We start from the raw sequence: 22,863 nt of genomic DNA, 5'->3' as shown, positions 1-22,863 counted from the left end.
CGTCCGCGACCACGGCCAGCTGCGTCTGCCGCCCCGTCACGGGCCTACCCTCGCCGCGACCGCCTCGGCGAGAGCCGCGTCGGCACGGGTCAGCCGCTCGCGCAACGTCTGCGCCCGCTCCTGCACCGCGTCGAGCATTGTAGACAGTCGTCCGACCTGGTCCCGGACGGCCGCCTCGCCGGGGCCGTCGGCCTGGGCGCGGCGCAGCACGAGTTCGGGGCGGACCGCGGCGGCCAGCAGGTCCCGTACCGCGGCGTCGTCGAGCGTCAGACCGAGGTCGGCGGCGGTCGACCGGACCAGCTCCTCGGTCCAGGTCGCCGGCGCGCCGCCGCGGACCAGCAGGCCGAGCAGCGAGTGGGCGCCCCGGAACGGCACGCCGTGGCGGGCCAGCGCGTCGGCCGCCGCTGTGGTGGTGGCGCCGGAGGCGACGATCTCCTCGCCGGACGGCGGGCGCTGCGGGTCCAGCTTCTCGATCAGGCCGCCGAGCAGGGAGAAGAACCGGTACGCCCGGTCGTCGCCCTCCCACAGCCGGGCCTGCACGTCGGTGGTGGCGTTGTTCGAGTCCTCCCACCAGGCGGCGCCGACGTTGTTGAGCACGCTCGCCGCGTCGGCCGCGGCGGCGCCGGCCATCGAGACGAGGTGTTCCAGCACCACCGGGTTGCGCTTCTGCGGCATGATGCTGCTGCCCTGGGTGAACTCGCCGGGCGTGACCACCCAGCCCCAGCTCAGCCAGTCCATCAGGGTGCGGGCGAGCCGGGCGCCGGTGGCGAGCGCCTGCGCGTTGAGCGTGGCGACCCGGACCAGGTGGTCGGCCCCGGCCACCGCCTCGTACGAGTTGACGATGAGCTGGTCGAAGCCGAGCAGGTCGGCCAGCCGCCGGGGCGAGATGTCCAGGTCGGTGCCGGCGAAGGCGCAGGAGCCCAGCGGCGAGCGGTTCATCTCGTCCAGCAGGTCGGCGTACGCGGCGGCCTCACCGGCGAGCGCCTCGGCGTAACCGGCGAAGACGTGCCCGATGCTGGTCGGCTGGGCCGGGCGGCGGTGCGTGTAGCCGGTGACCACCACGTCGGCGTGCCGGTCGGCGCGGTCCAGCACGGTCCGGCCGGTGGCCAGCAGCGCGTCGAGCACCTGGAGCAGCTGGTCGCGCAGCACCATCCGGAAGACGCCGGCGTCGAGGTCGTTGCGGCTGCGCGCGAGCTGCACGCTCAGTTGCGACACCTCGATGCCGGCGGCGGCGGCGAGACGCTTCTCCAGCGTGTAGTAGACGTCCTCGACGCTGCCGTCGTACTCCAGCTCCTCGGGCCGGTCACCGGTGAGGGCGACCAGGCCGCGCAGCATCGTCGCGGCGGCCTCGTCGGAGATCAGTCCCTGCTCGGCGAGCATGACGACGTGGGCCTTGCTGGCCGTGACCATCGCCGGGTAGAGGGGGGCGACGTGGTGGTCGAACACGACGCGGAGATGGTGCTGTTGGTAGACGGTCAGTGACGGGCTCATGGTGGCCTCCCGAGGTGGTGCGTTGTCGTGCGGCATGCCGCGCGTGGTCATCCGGTCGTCTGGTCCGGCCCGTCGGCGCCGGGCGGCCCGGGCAGCGGCGCGGCGAGCCACGCCCCGACCAGCTCGCGCAGGCGTGCGCCGGCGGTGACGCGGATCCGGCCGCCGGCCTCCTCGCCGGCCAGCGAGATGTGGCCCGACCAGCCCTGCCAGGGGTCCGGCCGCGACTCCACCAGCACGTACGGGTACGGGGTGGGCAGCTTCGGCTTCGGCGGCAGGTCCGGCGCCGCGTCCAGGCGCACCGCGGCCGGATCGAAGGCGAGCACCGCGGAACTCTCGTACGCGCCGCCGTGCCCGCGCGCGGGCAGCTCCCCGAACATCCCGGCCGTCTCGTCCGGGCCGACGAGCTGGAACCAGTTCACCAGCATCATGCTGGCCCGGTGCCGCCCGGACACCCACTCCATCGCGGCGCGGACGGTGGACATGTTGGCGTCGTGCCCGTTGACCACGAGCACCCGGGTGAAGCCCGCCTCGACGATGCCGGCGAGCACGTCGGCGAGGTAGCCGACGGCGATCTCCGGCCGCAGCGCCACGGTGCCCGGCCACTGCCGGGTCTGGCCCGGGCAGGCGGCGTACGGCGTGGCCGGGAAGAGCACCGCGCGGGCGGACCCGGTGGCCAGTTCCCCGGCGAAGCCCTCGGCCAGGATCAGGTCGGTACCGATCGGCAGGTGCGGACCGTGCCACTCGACCGCGCCGACCGGCAGCACCGCCAGGTCGGCCGCCTCGGTCACGGCGGCGAACGCGTGCCCGGGTACCCGGGTGACCGGGAGCAGCCCTCCCCCGGTCCGCCACCGCTCGATCAGTTCGTCCACTGCTCGGCCCTCCGGGTCGCGGTCCGGCTGCTCTCCAGCCGCCCGGAGAACCACATCACCACGAAGATGAGCAGCACCTGGAGCATGCCGTAGGCGGCCGCGGTGCCCAGCTCGAAGCTGTACATCCGGTTGTTGATGGCGACCGAGATCGGCACCGTCGACGAGGTGTAGATGAGCACCGAGGCGACGAACTCGCCGACGCCGTGCACGAACGCCAGCAGCGCGCCGGCGAGCACGCCGGGCAGCATCAGCCGCACGGTGATGGTGTAGAACGCGCGCAGCCAGGAGGCGCCCAGGTTGCGCGCGGCGTCCTCCAGCGACGGGTCGATCAGCGCCAGGGTCGCGGAGCTGGACCGGAACACGATCGGCAGGAACCGGACGAAGTAGGCCAGCGGCAGGATCCAGAACGTGCCGACCAGCACCTGCCCGAAGCTGAACGCGTTGCCGGTGCTGAACGCCGAGATCAGGTTGATCGCCACGACCGTGCCGGGCAGCGCCCAGGCGATCATCACGGCCACGTCGAGCAGGCCGCGTCCGACGAACGTGAGCCGCCGCACGGCGTACGCGATGAGCACGCCGATCACCACGCAGCCCACGACCGCGATGAGGCTCATCTGCACCGAGTTGAGGATCGGCTGGAACGCCTTGGGGTCGGTGAAGATCGTGACGAAGTTCTCGAACGTGTACGTCGGCGGCAGCACCTCGGTGGTCCAGGACCGGTCCGCGGAGAACGCGACGAGCGCGATCGCGCCGACCGGGGCCAGCAGGACCAGCGTGGCCAGCACCGAGGCGAGCGGGGCGAGCCAGCGGCCGATCGGGTTGGTGATCTCCCGCCGGACCGCCGAGACGCCCTTGGACTGCGACTGGTAGTTGCGCCGCCCCTCGTACCAGCGCATGGCCAGCAGGAAGATGATCGAGACGATGCCGAGCACCGAGGCGTACGCCGAGGCCATCGGCAGGTCGCCGTTGGTGCGGTTGATGTAGATCTGCATAGTCATGGTCTGGCTGACGTTGAACAGCAGAGGCGCGGTGTAGGACGCCAGCGACGTCATGAAGACCAGCAGCGAGGCCGAGATCAGCGCCGGGGTGAGCATCGGCAGCAGGACCGTGCGCCACACGCGTACCCGGCCCGCGCCGAGGTTGTACGCCGCCTCCTCGACCGAGGGGTCCATCCCGGCCAGCGCCGCGGAGGCGGCCAGGTAGAAGAACGGGTACATGGTGAACGTGTGCACCACCAGCACGCCGGCGATGCCGTCGAAGGCCAGGACCGGCTTGTCGGTGCCGAGCAGCGCCTGAAGGCCACGCGGCACGATGCCGATGTTGCTGTAGAGCAGCTGGAAGGAGACGGCCCCGATCAGCGGCGGCAGGGCCGCCGGCACCAGGATGAACGCCTCGATGAGCCGCCGGCCGCGGAAGTGGAAGCGCTTGAGCAGGAACGCCATCGCCACGCCGACGACGCCGCAGAGCAGCACGCTCGCCGCCGAGATGAACAGCGAGGTGAACAGCGACTCGCGGGCCACCCCGGAGGAGGAGAGGAACTGGAGGTAGTTGTCGGTGCCGTTGGCGCTGACGCTCTCCCGGAAGGTGGCGAACATCGGCTGGACGACGAAGCCCCAGAGCACCAGGACCAGCGGCAGCACCAGCAGGTAGGGGAACCATCGGGAGTTCGCTCCGCCGGCCAGGCGCCGGCCGAGGGCCGCCGCCCAGCCGGGGGCGGTCGGGGTCGCAGCGGTCACGGCTTGACCACCCAGAGCCGCTCCGGTACGAGCCGCAGGCCTACGACGTCGCCGAGCGCCATACCGGCGGGCGCGTCGACCAGCGCGGCCATCACCTCGTCGCCGTCCACGTCGACCGTGACGTGGGTGGCCATGCCGGTGAACTCGACGTGGCTGACCCGGCCCCGCAGGGACGCCGTGTCGTCGTCGCCGCCGAGCGCGATGTGCTCGGGGCGCGCGGAGACTAGTGCGGTGTCGCCTTCGGCCAGCCCGTGTCCGGCGGGAGCGCCGACCTCGATCGAGGCGCCGCCGGGCAGGCGTACCTGGACGCGCTGCTCCCCCGCGCCGGTCACCGGCAGGCTCAGCACGTTGCTGCGTCCGATGAACCGGGCCACGAACGCGTTCGCGGGCTGGTAGTAGACCTCGTGCGGGGTGCCGACCTGCTGGACCCGGCCGGACTCCATGACCGCGATCCGGTCCGACATCGCCATCGCCTCGGCCTGGTCGTGCGTGACGTAGATCGAGGTGGTGCCGCTCTCCCGCTGGATGCGCCGGATCTCGGCGCGGGTCTCCTCGCGCAGCTTCGCGTCGAGGTTCGACAGCGGCTCGTCGAGCAGCATGGTGCGCGGGCGGATCACCAGGGCCCGCGCCAGCGCGACGCGCTGCTGCTGGCCACCGGAGAGCGCGTCGATGCGCCGGTCGCCGTACCCGGCGAGGTGCACCTGGGCGAGCGCCTCCTCCACCCGGCGGGCCTGGTCGGCGCGGGAGACCCGGCGGACCTTGAGCCCGTAGGCGACGTTCTGTGCCACCGTCATGTGCGGGAACAGCGCGTAGTTCTGGAACACCATGCCGGTGTCCCGCTTGTTCGGCGTCCAGTGCGTGACGTCGTCGTCGCCGAAGTGGATGTGACCGGAGGTCGGGAAGTAGAAGCCGGCCACCATGCGCAGCGTCGTCGTCTTGCCACAACCGCTCGGTCCGAGCAGCGTGAAGAACTCGCCGGCTCCGATGGTGACGGTGACGTCATCGACCGCCGCGGAGTCGCTCGACTTGGCGAAGCGCTTACTGACCGCCGTCAGTCGGACATCGATCATTTCGTGGGTCCTTCCAGGACGAAGCCGGGCCATGCCGGAGCACGGCCCGGTTCCGAGCGTCTTAGCCCTTGCCCTTGATCTGGGCGTTCCAGTGGGTGATCCAGGCGGTCTCGTTCTTGCCGATCACGTTCCAGTCGACGTCCATCGGCTTGAGGTCGAGCTTGGTCAGCCACTCGGGCTTCTCGGCGATGTCGACAGCGGGGATCTGGAAGTAGTCCTTGGCCAGGCTGGCCCGCAGCGAGTCGTCGAACAGGAACTCGAGGAACTTCTTCGCACCCTCGCTGTTGCCGCCCTTGACCGCGGCCACGCCGTCGACGAGCACCGGCGCGCCGGAGGCCGGCATCACGTAGCCGAAGGGCATCTTCTCGTTGGCCTGGAGCAGGATGTCCTGGAGGTTCCAGGCGCTCACCACGCCCTGCTCACGCGACATCTTCAGGTAGAGGTCGCTGGGGTTGGCGGCGTACTCGACGGTGTTGGCGTCGAGCTTGCGCAGCCAGTCGTAGCCGGGCTGCGGGTTGGACCCGTCGGCCGTGTAGCGCTGGATCATCGAGGCGTAGATCGAGCGCATGGTGCCGGAGGCGGCCACGTCCCGGATGATGATCTTGTCTTTCCACTTCGGGTCGACCAGGTCGTCCCAGTCCTTCGGCGCGGTCTCCGGGGTCAGCGCCTTGTTGTTGTACATGATGACCTCGGGCAGCAGGATCTCGCCGAACCAGCGGCCCTCGGCGTCCTTGTACCGCGCGTCGATCTTCGAGGCGAACGACGGCTGCCAGGACTCCAGCAGGCCCTCGGACGCGCCGGCGGCGAGACCCTGCTGGGTGCCGCCCCACCAGACCGACGCCTGCGGGTTGGCCTTCTCGGCGCGGACCCGCTCGAGCACCTCCTGGGCGCCCATGTTGAGCACCTCGACCTTGCCCTTGTACTCGGGGTTCTTGGTCGTGAACTGCTCGACCACGTAGTCGGTGACCGACTTGTCGCGGGCGCTGTAGATGACGACCTTCTCGGCCGACGCGGAGCCGGAGGAGCCGGTGTCCTTGTCGTCGTCGCTGCTGCCGCACGCGCTGACGGCCAGCAGCGCGCTGAACGCGACGGCCAGGGCCAAACGACGTTTCATTGGTACCTCCACTTTGCGGGGGAACTATCGGAAGCGGGAAAAGACGGTGTGCGATCCCGACCAGGGGCGCCGGCGGGTTCGCCGGTTCCCCGGGACGGGGTCGAAGGTCCGCGGGTCGCACGCCCGGACCGGGGCGCGTCGTACCGCGCCGCGACCGGTCGTCCCGTGTGGAGACGCGGTCGCCGCGACGGTGGCGGTGACGGTGGGTGGGTGTCGGGGTCGGGTCGGGGTCGTCGAGGTCAGGTGGTGGTCAGGGAAGCGAGGGCCGGGGCACGGCGGCCGAGAGCGCGTAGCTGATCGCTCCGTGCAGCACGGCCTGGTCGCCGAGGGTGGCCCGGCGCACCTCGGTGGGTGCCGGGGTCCGGGCGGAGACGAGGGTCTGGAGCTGGTCGAGCGCCGGGTCGTCGAGTTCCGCGGCGGCGCCGCTGAGCAGCACCAGCCCCGGATCGACCACGCAGGCGCAGGAGAGGATGAGCCCGGCCCAGGCGCCGAGGACCTCGTCGAGGTAGTCGCGGGCGGGCGCCGAGGTCGCGGCGAGCCGGCTCAGCTCCCGTACCGGCGACTCGGGCCGGCGGCCCGGGTTGAGCGCGACCACCCGCTCCGCGATGGCGTTGACCGACCACCGGGCCTCGAACTCGCCGACGCCGCTGTAGCGGCGCTCGGTCGCGCCGCCCAGCGGCAGGAAGCCGACCTCGCCCGCGGCTCCGCTGGCGCCGCGGCGGACCTTGCCGTCGAGCACGAGGCCGGCGCCGATGCCGTCGGCCACGTGGATCAGCAGCAGGTTCGCCACGTCCGCGCCGGCGCCGGCGACGCACTCGCCGGCGGCCATGAGGTTGACGTCGTTGTCGACGACCACTGGTACGCCGAGCCGCCGTTGCACCGATTCGCCGATCGGCCACGCCTCGACCAGCCCGACCGACGGCGCGAGGCGTACCGCACCGTTGCTGGACACCCCGGGCACCGCGATCGCGACGCCGCGAAGCGACGGCAGGTTGTCGCCGACCAGGTCGAGGACGAACTCGCAGACGGTCTCCACCACGTTCGCGCCGAGCCGCGCGACGCGGTGCGCGATGACCGCGCCCTCGCTGTCGGCGATCTCGCAGCTGATCCGGGGCGGCTCCAGCGACACCGCCGCGACGAGCTCGGCGCGGGGGTTGAACTCGAGCATCTCCCGTGGCCGGCCGGTGGTTGGCGCGCCGGGGCCGCGTTCGATGAGGTAGCCCTCGGCGACGAGTTCCCGCACGAGCGCGGTCACAGTGGCCGCCGAGAGGCCGGTCATCTCGGCCAGGTCCACGCGGGACAGCCGCCGGGCCTGCCGGGCGGCCAAGATCACCGAGAGACGCTTGATCTCACGGGACCGCTCACGGCTGACCGGGCTGGTCGGGGCTTTGTCAGACACACTTTCTTCCTAGTGAGAAAAAATTCTGGCGTCAAGTAACGAGATGATCTCGGTCCGCGGACCAGGGAAAATTCTCCGGCCGACAAGCCGGTCGGGCCGGGGCCAGCCCGACATGACAGGCAAAAACGAGCCCTCCGGTCCACATTGGGGCCACAAACCCGGACATAGCCTGTCCACAGGTCATGGTCGACCTCCCGATGATCGTCCTGAGCAGGGCCGATCGTTTATTCGGATAAGGAAGAAAGTCGTCCGGAGCTATTGACGACGGCTTCGCAAGATCCCTAGGTTACGGCCCGAAGGCCTTCCGGTGGACCGACGTCGCCACCGTGCGTACCGCTCACGCCGTGACGGTTCGCGAGCACCACCATCCCGTTGTCGAGCACCACGACCCCGAGGACCCCCCGGTCCTCAGTGGACAGCTGTCTGCATCACGGCCCGGCACGAGCCACGTGTCAGCCGGCCCGTGCCGGGCCGACCGTCCCCAGCCGCAGCACTCTCGCTTCGAGACGAAGAGGTATGCCCATGAGATGGCGCACCAGCGCAGCGATCGCCATGTGCGGTCTGCTGTCGTTGGGCCTGGCCACTCCGGCCCAGGCCAACCCCCAGCAAGCAGCACCGAAGCCCCAGGCCAAGAAGTCCGACAAGCCGGTCGACCTGGACATCATGTTCATCGGCGCCCACCCGGACGACGAGGCCGGCCAGCTCGGCATGCTCGGATACTGGAACGAGTATCACGGCATGAAGGCCGGCGTCATCACCACCACCCGCGGTGAGGGCGGTGGCAACGCCACCGGTCTCGAGGAGGGCCCGGAGCTCGGCATCCTGCGGGAGGCCGAGGAGCGCAAGGCCGTCGGCTGGGCCGGCGTCGAGCACATCTACAACCTGGACGCGCTGGACTTCTGGTACACCGCCAGCGCTCCCCTGACCGAGGAGGTCTGGGGCCACCAGGAGACGCTGTCCCGGATCGTGCGGGTCCTGCGGACCACCAAGCCCGAGGTCATCCTCACGATGAACCCCTCGGCGACCCAGGGCAACCACGGCAACCACCAGAAGGCGGCCATGCTGGCCGTGGAGGCCTTCTACGCGGCGGCCGACCCGAAGGCGTTCCCGGAGCAGATCAAGAAGGAAGGGCTCAAGCCCTGGCGGGTCTCCCGCATCTTCCAGACCGGTGGCAGCGGCACCACCGGCACCAACGGCCCCGCCTGCGAGACCACGTTCACGCCGGCCGAGGCCAGCAACGTCATCTTCGGCACCTGGCAGGGGTACGAGTCGGCGCGGCACGACGGCAACCGGTGGAACACGGTCCAGACCTGGGCCCGCCGGGAGTACGTGTCGCAGGGCTGGGGCAACAGCTCCTTCCCGACGACCAACCCGGACGCCATCGGCTGCAACCGGCTGACGCTGATCGACACCCGCACGCCGTACCCGGACCCGAACGTGGGCGCCGGCACCGGTGCGCTGCAGGGTGCCACCCTGCGTGCTCCGGGCGGCCTGCCGCTCGGCACCGAGATCCACGTGCGTCCGCGCAACTGGGAGGCCGTCGGCGGCCAGCCCATCAAGGTGGACACCGTCCTCTACGCCGAGAAGGCCGTACCGGGGGCCAAGGTCACCCTGAACGTCCCGGCCGGCTGGAGCGTCAGCGGCAACGGCAACGTCGGCACGCTGACCCCGGGCAAGGAGGTCGTGAAGACCTTCACCGTCACGCCGCCCGCGCAGGTCGAGGTGGGCACCCGCTTCAAGCTCGACGCCACGCTCACCAGCAAGAAGGACGGCAGCGGCACCAGCAGCGCCCGGGTTCAGGGCACCGCTCCGGTGCGCGGCACCCTGGAGCCGCTGGAGGAGATCGCCGACTTCCGCGCCTGGACCGTGCGCAACAAGACCCAGCAGCTCGACGCGCTCATCGAGTCCCTGCTGAACATCCCCAGCGGCGGCACCCGTAGCGTCAAGGTCAACCTGACCAACCACGGCACCCGGGTCGAGTCCGGCGCGGTCAAGCTGAACGTCCCCGCCGGCTTCTCGGTGGCCGAGCAGCAGGTGCCGTACAGCGGCCTCCGGCCGGGCGCCAGCACCTCGGTGACGTTCACCGTCACCAACACCGACACGTCGCTGCCGACGGCCAACCGGGCCCCGGACAACGGCGCCTACCGGGTGCAGATCGAGACCAGCTACACCGGTGGCAGCGCGAGCGAGCCGGGTGCGTTCAACCTGGTGCCGACCACCACGATCCCGAAGGCCGCCACCGCGCCGACGGTGGACGGCCACGGTCACGACCACGAGTACACCGGCGAGGTCATCGACATCTCGACCCGCTGGGAGGGCACCGCCGCCCCGGCGTCGGACATCTCCGGCACCGCCCAGCTCACCCACACCGACGACGCCCTGTACGCCATCTTCAACATCACCGACGACGTGCTCGGCACCGTCCTGCCGCCGGAGGACTGCAAGCGTCCGCGGCGTAACGACAACATCGAGTTCGGCATCGACCCGCGCGGCAACTCGGCGAACACCTCCACGGTGTTCAACATGGCGCTCTTCCCGGCCACGAACGACCCGGCCAACGGGAACCCGCCGTGCTTCGCCCGGGAGCGGGACAACCACCAGGGCGGCCCGGAGACCGCGCCGGGTGTGGAGATCGCCTCCGTGGTGACCAGCAACCCGTACACGGGTTACCGGATCGAGGTCAAGATTCCGTTCAGCGTGCTGCCGGACACCATCGACCCGAGCCGGATGGGCCTGAACATCCTGGTCAACGACTCGGACACGCAGGACCTCAGCTCGCAGACCCGGGTCGGCTGGTCGACCTGGAGCGGCGTGCGGGCCGACCCGTGGCGCTGGGGCAACGCGCTCCTGCCGGACCTCCCGGCGAAGCCGTCGGCGCCGAAGGCTCCGATCATGCCCGACACCGCGGCGCTGAGCGTGGAGTCGCCGCAGACCCTGCTGCAGTCCGTCTCGGACGGGGTCGCACCGGGTGGTTACGCCAAGCTGGCGGACAACACCGTGAAGATCAAGAAGGTCACCCGCAGCGCGAGCAAGGTGTCCGTGCAGCTGCAGGTGAAGAAGGCCGGCACCGCCCGAGCCTTCCTCTGGGACGGCACCCGGGTCGTGGCGGAGGCCGAGGCCGAGCTGCGCAAGGACGGCACCCTCGTCCTGCCGCTGAGCGGGTCGCTTCCGGCCGGCACCTCGCTGCTCGTCTCGTACGAGCACGGCGGCGCCACCACCGCTCTGGCGAAGAAGATCTGCTGAGCGGAGACTGATCGCGTCGACCTGACGCACGCGATGGGCCGGGCCGGCAGGCCCGGCCCATCGTGCCGTCCGCGCAACCCGGGCCGCGCCCCGCTCAGCGAACCGGCGCCGGACCGGTGGCGGCCGGTGACACCTCGGCCGGCTCGCGCCACCAGCGGCGCGACGCCAGCGCGGCCAGCCCGGCGCCGGCGGTGTTGAGCAGGACGTCGTCCACGGAGGACACCCGGTCCAGCCGCAGGACGTACTGCGCGACCTCGACCACGGCCGAGCAGCCGGCCGCGAGCGCCAGGATCCGCGGCACCGACGCCAGCGCCGCGAACCGCAGCGGGGCGAAGAACCCGAGCGCTGCGAACACCAGCAGGTTGCCGACGATCTGGACCGTCACCGTCAGCGGCCCGCTCGCGAGGACGGTGAGCAGGTCCCGCAGCGGCACCAGGCTCACCCGGCCGGGGACCACGCCGGCGCCGTCCCCCGGCAGCATGATCATCCAGACCCACGGCACGGTCCCGTAGACGATGCCCACCTCGGCCAGCGACCTCCGCCGTGCCGGCCGCGTGCCGCCGCGCCTGCCGGCCAGGAGCCACACCACGAGCGCGGCCGCCGGCAACGCGGCCACCGTGAGCAGCACGACCCCGTTGATCGTGCCGAACCAGCCGTGCCATCCCTCGATCACGCCGCCTCCGCCCGGATCCGCCGGGCCCGCACCGGGCCCACGGTCCGCTCAGGGTGCCACGGCCGCGCCGACCGGTGACACCGGCCCGGATGCCGTCGCGTACGCGGCGCCCGCGCCCACCGTCTCCGGATTCGCATTCCGCCGCCGGGCCGGTCGCGAATCCCCGTCGATCGCCGATTTCCCGGCCGGTATTTAGGCGCGGGCCGCAATGGTGCCGGCCGTTTCGGGACACACGGTCGTCACGCGCTCACCCATTCCACCGCGACCGCCGGGTATCCGGCCGGTGGGCAGCAAGCATAACCGCAGATGAGCCGCGGTCCGGCCGGTGGAAATCACGCATCCGCTTTCACGCCGGCAGCGGGTAAAGAAAGACTCACCTAACCAAGGCAAGCCTTATCTTCGTCGTTCGGGATTCCGCGCGGAAACGGCGACTAACGGCCGCGAAACCCGCATTCCGTTGTTAAGGTGAGCATGATCCGCACTGGCGGCCGACGGGTTTGAGGACCGGCCGCACGGCAAATACCAGATGGCATTCGAGCACCACGAGGCCGGCCGTTCGCGTCCGCCGGCCCGCATGACTTGGAGGCACCATGAAGACCCTGTTGCAGTCTCCGCCGGTACGTGAATGCGCCGCCACCGCGTGCAGCTTCAACGACAGCGGCTGTCACGCCCCCGCGATCACCGTGGCGGCGACCGCCGACGCGGCCTCCTGCGCGACCTTCGTCGAGTCGTCGCTCAGCGGCGGGATGAAGGAGGTCACCGGCGCGGTGGGCGCGTGCGCGCGGGCCGAGTGCGTGTACAACACCAACCTCGCCTGCACCGCCGAGTCGATCACGGTCGGTCCGGGCGCCACGGTCAGCGACTGCCTCACCTACCAGCCCGCCTGACAAACCGGACAGCACGCCCGCACGGGTCACGACGGTCACCGTCGTGACCCGTGCCGCGTCTTCGGCACCCGACCCGCCGTTGCACAGGTAAGCCTACCTACTACCGTCTGACCTGGGCCGACTTCACCCTTCCCGGCCGAGGAGACAGACATGGCGTTGCACCCCGCGGGGCGTCCGGCCCCGGCGGCCGGTGTCGTCCCGGTCGCCGCAGGGCCGTCGGCGGGCGGTACGGGCACCCCCACGCCCCACGACGCCGTCGCCGCCCGGTGCGTACTGACCGCCGCCTCCTCACTGCGGCTAACGCTCGGCGACACCACCGCCGACCTCCTCTCCGCCCACGCCGTCCTTCCTGACGGCACGGTCGTCCTCGCTGTCGACGCGATGAGCCGCACCGGCGGCCTGCTGGTCGCCGCGCGCGGCCACACCGGTGCGGTACGCCTCGACGTGACCCACCTCGCCCCGGTCGCCGTACGCTCCCGGGTGCGCGCCCGGCTGCGGATCCTCGGCACCGCCCGCCGGTTCGACCCGGCCGCCCTCGACTCCTGCGATCCGGCCACCGTGATGTCGCTGCTCGACCTGCCCCCGGTGGCGCTGTGGGCGATCGCGCCGGACGAGGTCGTCCTCGACCGGACCGCCGATCCCGTCTCGGTGGACCTCGGCGCGTACCGCGCGGCCCGGCCGGATCCGATCGCCGTCGACGAGGCCGCCCACCTCGCGCACCTGACGCGCTGCCACCGCGACGTCCTCGACCGGCTCGGCACGCTCGTCGACCCCGCCGCTTCGGCGCGCGTCGTCCCGGTCGCGCTGGACGCCGAGGGCATCGTGCTGCGCGCGGAGCGGCCGGACGGCCACACCGACACCCGGCTGCCCTTCGCCCGCCCGGTCACCGCCGGCGCCGGCCTGGCCGAGGCGCTGCGGACGCTGCTCGCCTAGGGCCTGCCGCTCCCGACGGAGCGCATCGCGGCGGCGGCGAGAAGGCAGGCCGTGGTGACCGCGGCGAGCAGGAGGTGGTAGCCGCCGTACGCCAGAAGCACGGCGGCAAGAAGGGGTGCGGCGGCTTTGGCGGTGGTGACGGGGGCGGTGAGTCGCCCGGCGATGGTGGCGTAGGCGGCGGTTCCGTAGCGGTCGGCGAGGATCGCGGGGGTGGCGAGGCTGGCGATGCCGAAGCCGAGGCCGAATCCTGTGACGGTGACGACGGCGCCCACCCGGCTTCCCGCGGTGAACGGCATGGCGAGGACCGCGGCGGCCTGGACGGCGAAGACCGTGGCGACGACGGCGGTGATCGGGAGGCGGCGACGGGCGCCGGTGAGGACGAGTCGTCCGGCGACCGACAGGACGCCGAGGAGACCGGCGACGGCGGCGGCGAAGGTCGCGGGGTGGCCGCGGCTGGTCAGATAGCCGACGAGGTGGACGCCGATGGTGCCGGTCGCGGCGCCGTGGGCGACGAGGGCTGCGGCGAGGATCCAGAACCGCCTGTCGCGCATCGCGGCGCGGGCCGCCGCTTGTCGCGGGACGACAGGTGACGCCGCGAGGGTGGCGGGGGCGAGGTGCGGCGGTGTGCGGACGGCGAGGGCGTGCAGGGGGATGGTCACCGTGCCGTGGACGGCGGCAAGAACGAGGAGCGCGCCGCGCCAGCCGAGGTGGGCGGCCAGTACGCCGGTGAGCGGCATGAAGATGGTGCTGGCGAACCCCGCCACGACGGTGATCGCGAGCAGCGCGGCGGGGCGTCTGTCGGGGGCGAACCAGGAGATGACGACGGCGAAAGCGGGTTCGTAGAGGACCATCGCACCGGCGATGCCGATGCCGACCATGACGACGTAGAGCTGCCCGACCGTTCGGACCTGGGACCAGGCGATCAGGAGGGCGGTGGCGGCGATCGAGCCGGCAGTCATGAGGGTTCGTCCGCCGTGCCGGTCGAGCCACCTGCCGACGGGGATGGCCATCAGCGCGCCGGCGAGGACGCTGGCGGTGAGCGCGCCGGTGACGGCGGTGGTGGAGGCGCCGAGGCCGGCGGCCATGGGGCCGAGGAGGACCGCGTAGGCGTAGTAGAGGGTGCCGTACCCGATGGTGCTGGTGACGGCGAGGGCGGCGACGACGCGCCACCCGTGACGCCCGCCGGCCGTGAGGCCGGCGGGCGCCGTCGTGGTGGTCATCAGCTGGTGCAGCAGCCGCCGGTCTGGCCTCCGGCCGGGGTGTCGAGGCTGACCAGGTTGAGCGGTGCGGAGAGCAGGCCCCCGGAGATTCCGGTCGTCAGCCCCTGTGCGGCCGGCTGGGCGGCCGGGTCGGGGCCGCAGCAGCCGTCGGTGCCGGTGGAGTCGGCGGGGTTGCTGTTGCAGACGCCGGTTTCGGGCAGGTCGAGCTGGACGTCGCGGGCGGCGTCCCAGTCGCCGGCAAGAGCGGCGACGACGGAGCGGACCTGCTCGTAGCCGGTGGCCATGAGGAACGTCGGCGCGCGGCCGTAGCTCTTCATGCCGACGGCGTAGTAGCCGACCTCCGGATGTGCGAGTTCGGCGGCGCCGTGCGGGGGAACGGTGCCGCAGGAGTGCTCGTTCGGGTCGATCAGCGGGGCGAGGGCGCGGGTGGCGCCCATGACCGGGTCGAGGTCCAGGCGCAGCTCGGCCGCGATCGAGTGGTCGGGGCGGAATCCGGTGGCGGCGACGATCCGGTCGACGACCATCTGCTCATCGCTACCGTCGGCGTGACGCACGACCACGGCGACCCGGCCCTCGGCCGGGGTGAGGGCGTGCACGGAGAAGCCGGTGAGCAGCCGGATGCGGCCGGCGTCGACGTGGTCGCGAAGCCGGGCGCCGAGCGCGCCGCGGGCGGGCAGGGCGTCGGCGTCTCCGCCGCCGTAGGTGCGGGCCGGGCTGGCCGAGCGGATCGCCCAGATCACCTCGGTGCCGGGCTCGGCGGTGGCCAGCTCGGCCAGTGAGAGCAGGGTGTTCGCGGCGGAGTGGCCGGCGCCGACGACGAGGGTGCGCCGGCCGGCGAAGCGACGCCGGTCGGCGCCGAGCACGTCGGGCAGTGCGTGTTCGAGGAACGCCGCCGCGTCCTTCTCGCCCCGGGCGGGCAGGCCGGAGGCGCCGAGGACGTTGGGGGTGCCCCAGGTGCCGGAGGCGTCGATGACGGCGCGGGCCAGCAGTTCGTCGCCGTCGGCGAGGCGAATCAGGAACGGCGTCTGTCCGCGGCCGGCGGTGCGCAGCCGGTCCAGGCCGAGCCGGCTGATCGCCTCCACCCGCGCGCCGTAGCGCAGGTGGGGCTTGAGCTGCGGCAGGTCCGCGAGGGGCTGGAGGTAGTCGGTGACCAGCTCGGCGCCGGTGGGCAGGGCGTCCTCGGCCGGGGCGATCCAGCCGGTGTCGTCGAGTAGCCGGCGGGCGGCCGGGTCGGCGTTGTACCGCCACGGGGAGAACACCCGCACGTGCCCCCACTGCCGCACCGCCGCGCCGGCGGTGTCGCCGGCCTCCAGGACGAGGAAGGGCAGGTCACGCTCGCGCAGGTGGGCGGCGGCGGCCAGACCCACCGGGCCCGCGCCGATCACCACGACGGGCAACTCGTCCAGGACACTCATCGGGAACTCCTCTGTATTGAGAACTGTCGAATCAAGGAGGTGCGGTGGTGCCGCGCGGACGGCACGGACCGGGATCAGGTGACGGCGCGGCCGGCCGTCAGCAGGCTCCGACCGGATCGGGAGCCGGGCGGCCCATGACGACGTCGGCGGCGGACGGGAAGCATCCGACACAGGCGTCGTTGATGCGGTAGTGGCGTGCGGTGCCGACCGGCTCGACGAGCACGAACCGCACCTCGGTGAGGATCTTCAGGTGCTGGGAGACGGTGGACTGGGCGAGCCCGACGGCGGCGACGATCTCCCCCACGCTCATCGGCCGGGCGTGGCGGGCCAGGTACTCCACGAGCTGCACCCGCGTCGGGTCCGCGAGTGCCCGGAACCACGAGGCGTAGGTCTGCGCGGTGCCGCGGTCGAGGAGGTCGCCCACCATCACTCCCTCTATCGTCCATCGCCGATTAACGATCGGAGCGTACCAGGCGCGGGAACGGGTGACCCGCAGGGCGGTGGCCCCTTCTCAGCGGGGAGCGGTCAGCGCGTAGGCGGCGGTGCGGGCGCGGTCGTGGAGGCGGTCGATCCGCTGCGCGGGAGTGGACACCCGGGCACAGGAGTCGCAGAACCGGACTCCCGCCAGGACTGACGGCCGACGACGCGGGAAGCCGAACATGGCGAGCCTCATTTCCTCGGGGCACCCTGTCTAGATGCCTGTCTAAACAGAGATTTGCACGCTGATTAGATAGATGTCAACCTAGAGGCATGCCGAAGCACCAGGCGCCGATCCCACTCGTCGACCTCAACGCCGACGCGCCGTGCTGCCCCCCGCTGGCGCAGCGCCGGGTCCCGGCCGAGACGGCCGCGGTGCTGGCACCCGCGTTCAAGGCCCTCGGCGATCCGGTACGGCTGCAGCTGATGTCGATGATCGCCTCCGCCGACGGCGGCGAGGCCTGCGTGTGCGACCTGACGCCGGCGTTCGACCTGACCGGGCCGACGATCTCCCACCACCTCAAGACCCTGCGCGAGGCGGGCCTGGTGGACGCCGAGCGGCGCGGCACCTGGGTCTACTACCGGGCGCGGCCACAGATCCTGCGCCAGCTCGCCGGCCTGCTGGCGAGCGAGCCGACCGCCGCGACGCAGCGGTAGACCGCCGCGCGGCGCCCTGCGCTTCGATCCGCTCGATGCCGGCTTGACGCTCCCGGATTACTCAGCGATGATTGAGTCAATGGACATTGAGCATTATTCGCTGGTCGAGCGTGCGCGGATCCACGCCGCGCTGGGCGATCCGGCCCGCCTGGCCATCGTGGACGCGCTCACCCTGGGCGACGCCTCCCCCGGGGAGATCGCCCACGCCCTGGACATGCCGACGAACCTGGTCGCCCACCACGTCAAGGTCCTCACCGACGCCGGCCTCGTCGTCCGGGGCCGGTCGGAGGGCGACCGGCGGCGCACCTACTTGCGACTCCGACCGGCCGCCCTCTCCGCTCTCGCGCCGCCGCCGCTGGCGGCTGCGCATCGGGTCGTCTTCGTCTGCACCCACAACTCCGCCCGCTCGCAACTGGCCGCGGCGCTGTGGAAGCGACGCACCAACGGCGACGCCGCGTCCGCCGGCACCAGGCCGGCGCCCCGGGTCCATCCCCGCGCGGTCGCCGTGGCCCACCGCCACGCCCTCGACCTCGACCCGGCCGGCACCGCACACGTCGACGACGTCGTCCGGGACGACGACCTGGTCATCGCCGTCTGCGACAACGCCCACGAGGAGCTCACCGGGCCGGTCCGCCCCCGCCTGCACTGGTCCGTGCCGGACCCGGCCCGCGTCGACACCGACGAAGCGTTCGAGGCGGCCTACGCCGACCTCGCCGACCGCGTCGACCGCGTCGCCCCGCACACCGCGGCGACCTCACCCGACGCGCACGCGCCGGCGCCGACGATCCACGGGAGACACCCATGAGCACCGCCACCAGAGCCGACCACGCCCCACCGGTGGTGGCCCGCCTGTCGCGCCTCGACCGGTTCCTGCCGGTCTGGATCGGCCTGGCCATGGTCGCCGGCCTGCTGCTCGGCCGGATCGTTCCCGGACTGGACGACGCTCTCGACGCCGTCGAGGTCGGTGGCATCTCCCTGCCCATCGCTCTCGGCCTGCTGATCATGATGTATCCGGTGCTGGCCAAGGTCCGCTACGACCGCCTCGACACGGTCACCGGTGACCGGCGTCTCCTGGTCTCGTCGCTGATCCTCAACTGGATCGTCGGTCCCGCCGTCATGTTCGCCCTGGCCTGGGTGTTCCTGGCCGACCAGCCGGAGTACCGCACCGGTCTGATCATCGTCGGTCTGGCCCGCTGCATCGCGATGGTCATCATCTGGAACGACCTGGCCTGCGGCGACCGGGAGGCAGCGGCGGTCCTCGTCGCCGTCAACTCGGTGTTCCAGGTCCTCGCCTTCGGCCTGCTCGGCTGGTTCTACCTGTCGGTACTGCCCGGCTGGCTGGGTCTGGACGGCGCCGCGCTGGAGGTCTCCGGCTGGGACATCGCCGGCAACGTGCTCGTCTTCCTCGGCATCCCACTGCTCGCCGGCTACCTCTCCCGCCGCCTCGGCGAACGCGCCAAGGGCCGCGACTGGTACGAGCAGCGATTCCTGCCCAGGATCGGACCCGTCGCCCTGTACGGACTGCTGTTCACCATCGTCGTCCTGTTCGCTCTGCAGGGCGAGGCCATCACCGGCCGACCGGTCGACGTGGCCCGCATCGCCCTGCCGCTGCTGGCCTACTTCGCCCTCATGTGGGCCGGCTCCTACCTGCTCGGCCGGGCCGTCGGCCTGAACTACGAACGCACCACCACCCTGGCGTTCACCGCGGCGGGCAACAACTTCGAACTGGCCATCGCGGTCGCGATCGGCACCTTCGGGATCGCCTCCGGCCAGGCCCTGGCCGGCGTCGTCGGCCCACTGATCGAGGTACCGGTCCTCGTCGGCCTGGTCTACGTGTCGCTGTGGGCCCGCGCCCGCCTGTTCCCCGCGCCGGGAACCCGGCCATGAGACGCCTCGACTGCGCCGCGGCACGCCGCGCGGCGACCACCGGAACCAGGGAGATCCGATGAGCGACAAGCCCAGCGTCCTGTTCGTCTGCGTGCACAACGCCGGCCGTTCCCAGATGGCCGCCGGGTGGCTGCGCCACCTCGCCGGCGACACCGTCGAGGTCCGCTCCGCCGGCAGCGCACCCGCCGGCGAGGTCAACCCTGCCGCCGTCGAGGCCATGCGGGAGGCCGGAATCGACATCACCGACCAGACCCCCAAGCTCCTGCGGTACGAGACGGCGGAGTCCTCGGACGTCATCGTCACCATGGGCTGCGGTGACGCCTGCCCCGTCTTCCCGGGCAAGCGGTACGAGGACTGGAAGCTCGAAGACCCCGCAGGCAAGGGTCTCGACGCGGTACGCCCCATCCGGGACGAGATCCGCACCCGGGTGGAACGGCTGCTCGCCGAACTGCGCCGCAGCGCCTGACATCCGCCCTGACTGTTCCGCGGCCGGACGGCGGTCGGCAGCTCCCGGCGTGCAACTGACGGTGATCCGCTCCTGGTTGCACGGGCAGGCGGCCGCCGTTGGTGCAACGATGCAAGCGTGCCATCTCGCCGCTTGCCGGCGAGCCGATCATGCGTGCCGATGCCGAACGGCTCGCGGGAGTCCTGAAGGCGTTCGCCGACCCGGCCCGGTTGCGCCTGCTCAGCCTGATCCAGTCCGCTCCGGAGGGCGAGGCGTCCGTCAGCGACCTCACCGCGCCGCTCGGTCTCTCCCAGCCGACCGTCAGCCATCACCTTCGGATCCTCACCGGGGCCGGCCTGCTCGAGCGTGAGAGGCGGGGTGTGTGGGCGTACTACCGCCTGGTGCCGTCCGCGATCTCGGCGATCGCCGAGTCGTTGACGCCGCCTCGTAAACAGCCGACGAAGAAGGTCCGCTGAGCGGGGGACTGCCGGGCTGCCGCGCGTGCCCACCGGCCTGACCGGGCCGTGCCCCGGAACGTCAGCCGGCCACCGGGAAGTTGGATCGGACGAGCGCGTCCGGGTCGTGGCGGCGCTTGACCGCCCGGAGCCGGTCGAGGACGGCAGGGGTGAACGCGTCGGCCACCGTCTCGTCCCGGTTGAGGAACGTCACCGGCTTGCGCCCGCTGACCGGCAGGGCGCCGGCTAGGTCCCGCTGCCGCGCCGTGACGGCCGCCGGGTCGGTGGGGACGCCGAACAGATAGAGCGCGTACGGCTCGGTGAGCGGGCCGTGCGGGCTGTCCGAGGCCCGTGCGAGGGCACCGCCCAGGTGCCGGAGCTGCACGCTCAGCAACGGGGCGATCGGGTCGGCCAGCAACGCCTCGGCCGCGTCGTCGTCGAGGCGGGTCAGCAGCTCGGCCCGGGAGACACCCGGGCTGGGGTCGGTGGGTTCGGCGGTGATGCCGCCGAGTTCGGTGACCGGCATGATCCGCCTGCTGTCGGAGACCGGCGGGGGCAACACGTCCAGCGGCGCGAGCAGGTCCCGCGCCCCGCTCTCCTCGCCGAGGTAGGTGACGTCGAGGGCCACCGTCGGATCGGCGCCGGGGAAGTGCAGCAGGTCCACCCACACGGTCAGCTCGTCGGGCGCGGTGGCGGTGATCCGCCGGAACGCACCCAGCACGTCCCGGGCGTGCGCCGCCGCCCACAGCATCCGCCCGCCGAACAGGCACGGCGCGGGATGCAGCGCGAGTTCGAGCGCGGTGACGATCGCGAAGTCACCGCCACCGCCGCGCAGCGCCCAGAACAGGTCGGGGTCGGTCTCGGCGGTGACGCGCCGGTGCCGCGCCTCGGCGTCCACGACGTCGAACGCCGTGACGGCGTCGGACACCCAGCCGTACGCGCGGCCGAACCAGCTCAACCCGCCGCCGAGCGCCACCCCGGTCACGCTGACCACCGGGGAACTGCCGGGCAGACCGGTGAGCCCGTACGGCGCCGCGGCGGCCTGGAGCCGGCCGGACGGCACACCCGCGCCGATCCGGGCCCGGCGGGTGTCCGGGTCGATCTCCACGGTGTCCAGCCGGCCCGTGCGCAGCACTATCGCCCCGTCGGCACGGCCGGTGGCGCCGTGCCCGTTGGGCTGCACGGCGATGCTCAGTCCGGCCGAGCGGGCGTACCGGACGAGCGCGACGACGTCGTTTGCGTCGGCGGCCTCGACCACCGCCGCCGGTGACTGCTCGACGGCCAGGTTCCAGGCCCGGCCGGCCACGTCGAACCCGGCGTCCCCCGGCAGCAGGACCCGGCCCCGGACGGCGGAGCGCAGCGGGTGCGGGGCGTTCGTGATCGTGTCCATGAACCCACCGTAGGGCCGGAAAAGGCCCGGACTAGGGTGCATTCGCATGGCGGATTCGTGGGCCAATCCGGCGCAGCGGCTCGGCAGTGACCTGCACCTGGAACTGTCCCGGGCCGGCGGCCGCCGGTCCGCACTCACCTCCGCCCTGCGGGAGGCCGTCCGGGACGGGCGACTGCCCGCCGGCGCCCTCCTGCCGCCGTACCGTTCCCTCGCCGCCGACCTCGGCCTGGCCCGCAACACAGTCGCCGCCGCGTACGCCGAACTGGTGGCCGAGGGATGGCTGGTCGCCCGCCAGGGCGCGGGTACGCGGGTGGCGCCGCGCACCGAGCCCGTCCGAGCCGCCCGCGTGCCGAGGCAGACGCCCACACGTCCGGCCCCGGCCGTGCACCAGCTGCGGCAGGGGCAACCGGACGCCGCCTCCTTCCCCCGCGCCGCCTGGCTGGCGTCCGCACGCCGCGCCCTGAACGCCGCGCCGAACGAGGCGTTCGGGCCGGGTGATCCGCAGGGCCGCCCGGAGCTGCGCCGGGCACTGGCCGGGTACCTTGCGCGGGCACGGGGTGTCCGCGCCACCCCGGAGCGGATCGTGGTGTGCTCCGGGTTCGCGCACGCGCTGCGCCTGCTCTTCGGCGGCCGGGTCCTGCGCGGCCCGCTGGCCGTGGAGTCCTACGGCCTCCCGTTCCACCGCGCGGTCCTGGCGGCGGCAGGCGTCCGTACCGTCGCGCTCACGATCGACGCGGACGGCGCCCGCACCGACGAGCTGCCCCGCCTCGCCGGGGTACGGACGGCGCTGCTCACGCCCGCGCACCAGTTCCCCACCGGCGGGCCCCTGCATCCCCGGCGGCGTCTCGCGGCGGTGCGGTGGGCGGAGGCCCGCGACGCGCTGGTCCTGGAGGACGACTACGACGGCGAGTTCCGGTACGACCGGGAGCCCGTCGGTGCCGTCCAGGGCCTGGACCCGGAGCGGGTCGTCTACCTCGGCTCGGTGAGCAAGAGCCTCTCCCCCGCGCTGCGTCTGGGCTGGATGGTGCTGCCCGAGCGGCTCGTGGGCCCGGTGCTGGCCGCCAAGGGCGAACGCGAGGCGTGGGCGGGTGTGACGGACCAGCTCACGCTCGCCGACTTCCTCGACTCCGGCCGGTACGACAGGCACGTCCGCCGGATGCGGCAGCGTTATCGCGCGCGCCGCGACCGCCTCGTCGCCACGCTCGCCGCCCACGCCCCGCACGTCACCCCGACCGGTGTCGCCGCCGGACTGCACGCCGTGCTGCGCCTGCCGCCGGGAACCGAGCGCCAGGTGGTCGCGGCCGCGGCCCGGCAGTCGATCGCGCTCGACGGGCTGGCCGGCTTCCGCCACCCGGCCTCGACGATGCCCGCCCTCGACGGCCTCGTGGTCGGCTACGCCACCCCCTCCGAGTACGGATACGGGCCCGCGCTGGAGGCACTGTGCCGGATCCTGCCGGCGGCCGCGCTTGCGCGCACGCCGCCCGGCTGACGTACCGCCCGCC

21 protein-coding genes are annotated in these 22,863 nt (G+C 72.5%); 9 read left to right on the top strand and 12 right to left on the bottom strand.

What is annotated here, in order from left to right:
• Positions 1-36 precede the first annotated feature (36 nt).
• The 6 genes from GA0070562_RS06465 to GA0070562_RS06440 all read right to left on the bottom strand — a co-directional run bounded on the left by GA0070562_RS06465 (position 37) and on the right by GA0070562_RS06440 (position 7,679).
• On the bottom strand, positions 37-1,491 hold the full coding sequence (locus GA0070562_RS06465) for an argininosuccinate lyase (protein WP_091418411.1): 1,455 nt from the start codon (positions 1,489-1,491) through the stop codon (positions 37-39).
• Between the two features lie 47 nt (positions 1,492-1,538).
• Positions 1,539-2,360: a creatininase family protein gene (locus GA0070562_RS06460; protein ID WP_091416857.1), complete on the bottom strand. Its 822-nt coding sequence runs from the start codon at positions 2,358-2,360 to the stop codon at positions 1,539-1,541.
• The gene (locus GA0070562_RS06455; RefSeq protein WP_091416854.1) at positions 2,348-4,096 is read right to left on the bottom strand and encodes an ABC transporter permease; all 1,749 of its coding nucleotides are present in this window, start codon (positions 4,094-4,096) and stop codon (positions 2,348-2,350) included. Before GA0070562_RS06455 ends, GA0070562_RS06460 begins: the two co-directional genes overlap by 13 nt.
• Positions 4,093-5,166, bottom strand: a complete 1,074-nt coding sequence (locus tag GA0070562_RS06450; protein ID WP_091416847.1) for an ABC transporter ATP-binding protein — start codon at positions 5,164-5,166, stop codon at positions 4,093-4,095. Before GA0070562_RS06450 ends, GA0070562_RS06455 begins: the two co-directional genes overlap by 4 nt.
• A 61-nt stretch (positions 5,167-5,227) precedes the next feature.
• A complete protein-coding gene (locus GA0070562_RS06445) occupies positions 5,228-6,280 on the bottom strand; it encodes an extracellular solute-binding protein (protein WP_091416845.1) in 1,053 nt (350 codons plus the stop codon).
• Between the two features lie 250 nt (positions 6,281-6,530).
• Positions 6,531-7,679: an ROK family transcriptional regulator gene (locus GA0070562_RS06440; protein ID WP_091416842.1), complete on the bottom strand. Its 1,149-nt coding sequence runs from the start codon at positions 7,677-7,679 to the stop codon at positions 6,531-6,533.
• A 522-nt stretch (positions 7,680-8,201) separates the two neighbouring features.
• On the opposite strand from GA0070562_RS06440, the gene GA0070562_RS06435 reads away from it, so the two are divergent.
• Positions 8,202-10,922 carry a sugar-binding protein gene (locus tag GA0070562_RS06435; protein ID WP_091416839.1) on the top strand — a complete coding sequence of 907 codons (2,721 nt, stop codon included), beginning with the start codon at positions 8,202-8,204 and terminating at the stop codon, positions 10,920-10,922.
• A gap of 94 nt (positions 10,923-11,016) precedes the next feature.
• Here the strand turns inward: GA0070562_RS06435 and GA0070562_RS06430 are convergent, their stop codons facing one another.
• Positions 11,017-11,595, bottom strand: a complete 579-nt coding sequence (locus GA0070562_RS06430; protein ID WP_091416836.1) for a VanZ family protein — start codon at positions 11,593-11,595, stop codon at positions 11,017-11,019.
• Positions 11,596-12,185: 590 nt separating this feature from the next.
• Here GA0070562_RS06430 and GA0070562_RS06425 point away from each other — a divergent pair.
• Entirely contained in the window at positions 12,186-12,482 is a 297-nt protein-coding gene (locus tag GA0070562_RS06425) for a DUF1540 domain-containing protein (RefSeq protein ID WP_091416833.1), read from the top strand.
• Between the two features lie 150 nt (positions 12,483-12,632).
• Positions 12,633-13,415: a DUF2470 domain-containing protein gene (locus GA0070562_RS06420; RefSeq protein WP_091416830.1), complete on the top strand. Its 783-nt coding sequence runs from the start codon at positions 12,633-12,635 to the stop codon at positions 13,413-13,415.
• Here GA0070562_RS06420 and GA0070562_RS06415 read toward each other — a convergent pair.
• The 4 genes from GA0070562_RS06415 to GA0070562_RS30210 all read right to left on the bottom strand — a co-directional run bounded on the left by GA0070562_RS06415 (position 13,412) and on the right by GA0070562_RS30210 (position 16,723).
• A complete protein-coding gene (locus GA0070562_RS06415) occupies positions 13,412-14,635 on the bottom strand; it encodes an MFS transporter (RefSeq protein ID WP_091416825.1) in 1,224 nt (407 codons plus the stop codon). The two genes, GA0070562_RS06420 and GA0070562_RS06415, sit on opposite strands and share 4 nt — an antisense overlap.
• The gene (locus GA0070562_RS06410; protein WP_091416822.1) at positions 14,635-16,050 is read right to left on the bottom strand and encodes an FAD-dependent oxidoreductase; all 1,416 of its coding nucleotides are present in this window, start codon (positions 16,048-16,050) and stop codon (positions 14,635-14,637) included. The genes GA0070562_RS06415 and GA0070562_RS06410 overlap by 1 nt, the downstream gene beginning before the upstream one ends.
• A gap of 97 nt (positions 16,051-16,147) precedes the next feature.
• Positions 16,148-16,477 carry an ArsR/SmtB family transcription factor gene (locus tag GA0070562_RS06405; RefSeq protein WP_091416818.1) on the bottom strand — a complete coding sequence of 110 codons (330 nt, stop codon included), beginning with the start codon at positions 16,475-16,477 and terminating at the stop codon, positions 16,148-16,150.
• Positions 16,478-16,561: 84 nt separating this feature from the next.
• On the bottom strand, positions 16,562-16,723 hold the full coding sequence (locus GA0070562_RS30210) for a hypothetical protein (protein ID WP_175438665.1): 162 nt from the start codon (positions 16,721-16,723) through the stop codon (positions 16,562-16,564).
• 77 nt (positions 16,724-16,800) lie between these two features.
• Here GA0070562_RS30210 and GA0070562_RS06400 point away from each other — a divergent pair, with 77 nt between their 5' ends.
• The 5 genes from GA0070562_RS06400 to GA0070562_RS06380 all read left to right on the top strand — a co-directional run bounded on the left by GA0070562_RS06400 (position 16,801) and on the right by GA0070562_RS06380 (position 19,992).
• Entirely contained in the window at positions 16,801-17,184 is a 384-nt protein-coding gene (locus GA0070562_RS06400) for an ArsR/SmtB family transcription factor (RefSeq protein WP_091416814.1), read from the top strand.
• Positions 17,185-17,263: 79 nt separating this feature from the next.
• Positions 17,264-17,989, top strand: coding sequence for an arsenate reductase/protein-tyrosine-phosphatase family protein (locus tag GA0070562_RS06395; protein WP_091416810.1), 726 nt, complete (start codon positions 17,264-17,266; stop codon positions 17,987-17,989).
• The gene (gene arsB / locus GA0070562_RS06390) at positions 17,986-19,071 is read left to right on the top strand and encodes an ACR3 family arsenite efflux transporter (protein ID WP_091416806.1); all 1,086 of its coding nucleotides are present in this window, start codon (positions 17,986-17,988) and stop codon (positions 19,069-19,071) included. The genes GA0070562_RS06395 and arsB overlap by 4 nt, the downstream gene beginning before the upstream one ends.
• Positions 19,072-19,129: 58 nt before the next feature.
• Positions 19,130-19,537, top strand: a complete 408-nt coding sequence (locus GA0070562_RS06385; protein ID WP_091416802.1) for an arsenate reductase ArsC — start codon at positions 19,130-19,132, stop codon at positions 19,535-19,537.
• A 149-nt stretch (positions 19,538-19,686) separates the two neighbouring features.
• Positions 19,687-19,992, top strand: a complete 306-nt coding sequence (locus GA0070562_RS06380; protein WP_244253760.1) for an ArsR/SmtB family transcription factor — start codon at positions 19,687-19,689, stop codon at positions 19,990-19,992.
• 61 nt (positions 19,993-20,053) lie between these two features.
• Here GA0070562_RS06380 and GA0070562_RS06375 read toward each other — a convergent pair whose 3' ends face one another.
• Positions 20,054-21,361, bottom strand: coding sequence for an FAD-binding oxidoreductase (locus GA0070562_RS06375; protein WP_091416794.1), 1,308 nt, complete (start codon positions 21,359-21,361; stop codon positions 20,054-20,056).
• 46 nt (positions 21,362-21,407) lie between these two features.
• Here GA0070562_RS06375 and pdxR point away from each other — a divergent pair, with 46 nt between their 5' ends.
• A complete protein-coding gene (pdxR, locus tag GA0070562_RS06370; RefSeq protein ID WP_091416791.1) occupies positions 21,408-22,850 on the top strand; it encodes a MocR-like pyridoxine biosynthesis transcription factor PdxR in 1,443 nt (480 codons plus the stop codon).
• Positions 22,851-22,863: the final 13 nt, after the last annotated feature.

Origin of the sequence: Micromonospora tulbaghiae, assembly GCF_900091605.1 — a bacterium.
Taxonomy (GTDB): Bacteria; Actinomycetota; Actinomycetes; order Mycobacteriales; family Micromonosporaceae; genus Micromonospora; species Micromonospora tulbaghiae.
Note: the sequence above shows the minus strand (reverse complement) of the source record. Positions and strands in the feature narration are given on the sequence as shown.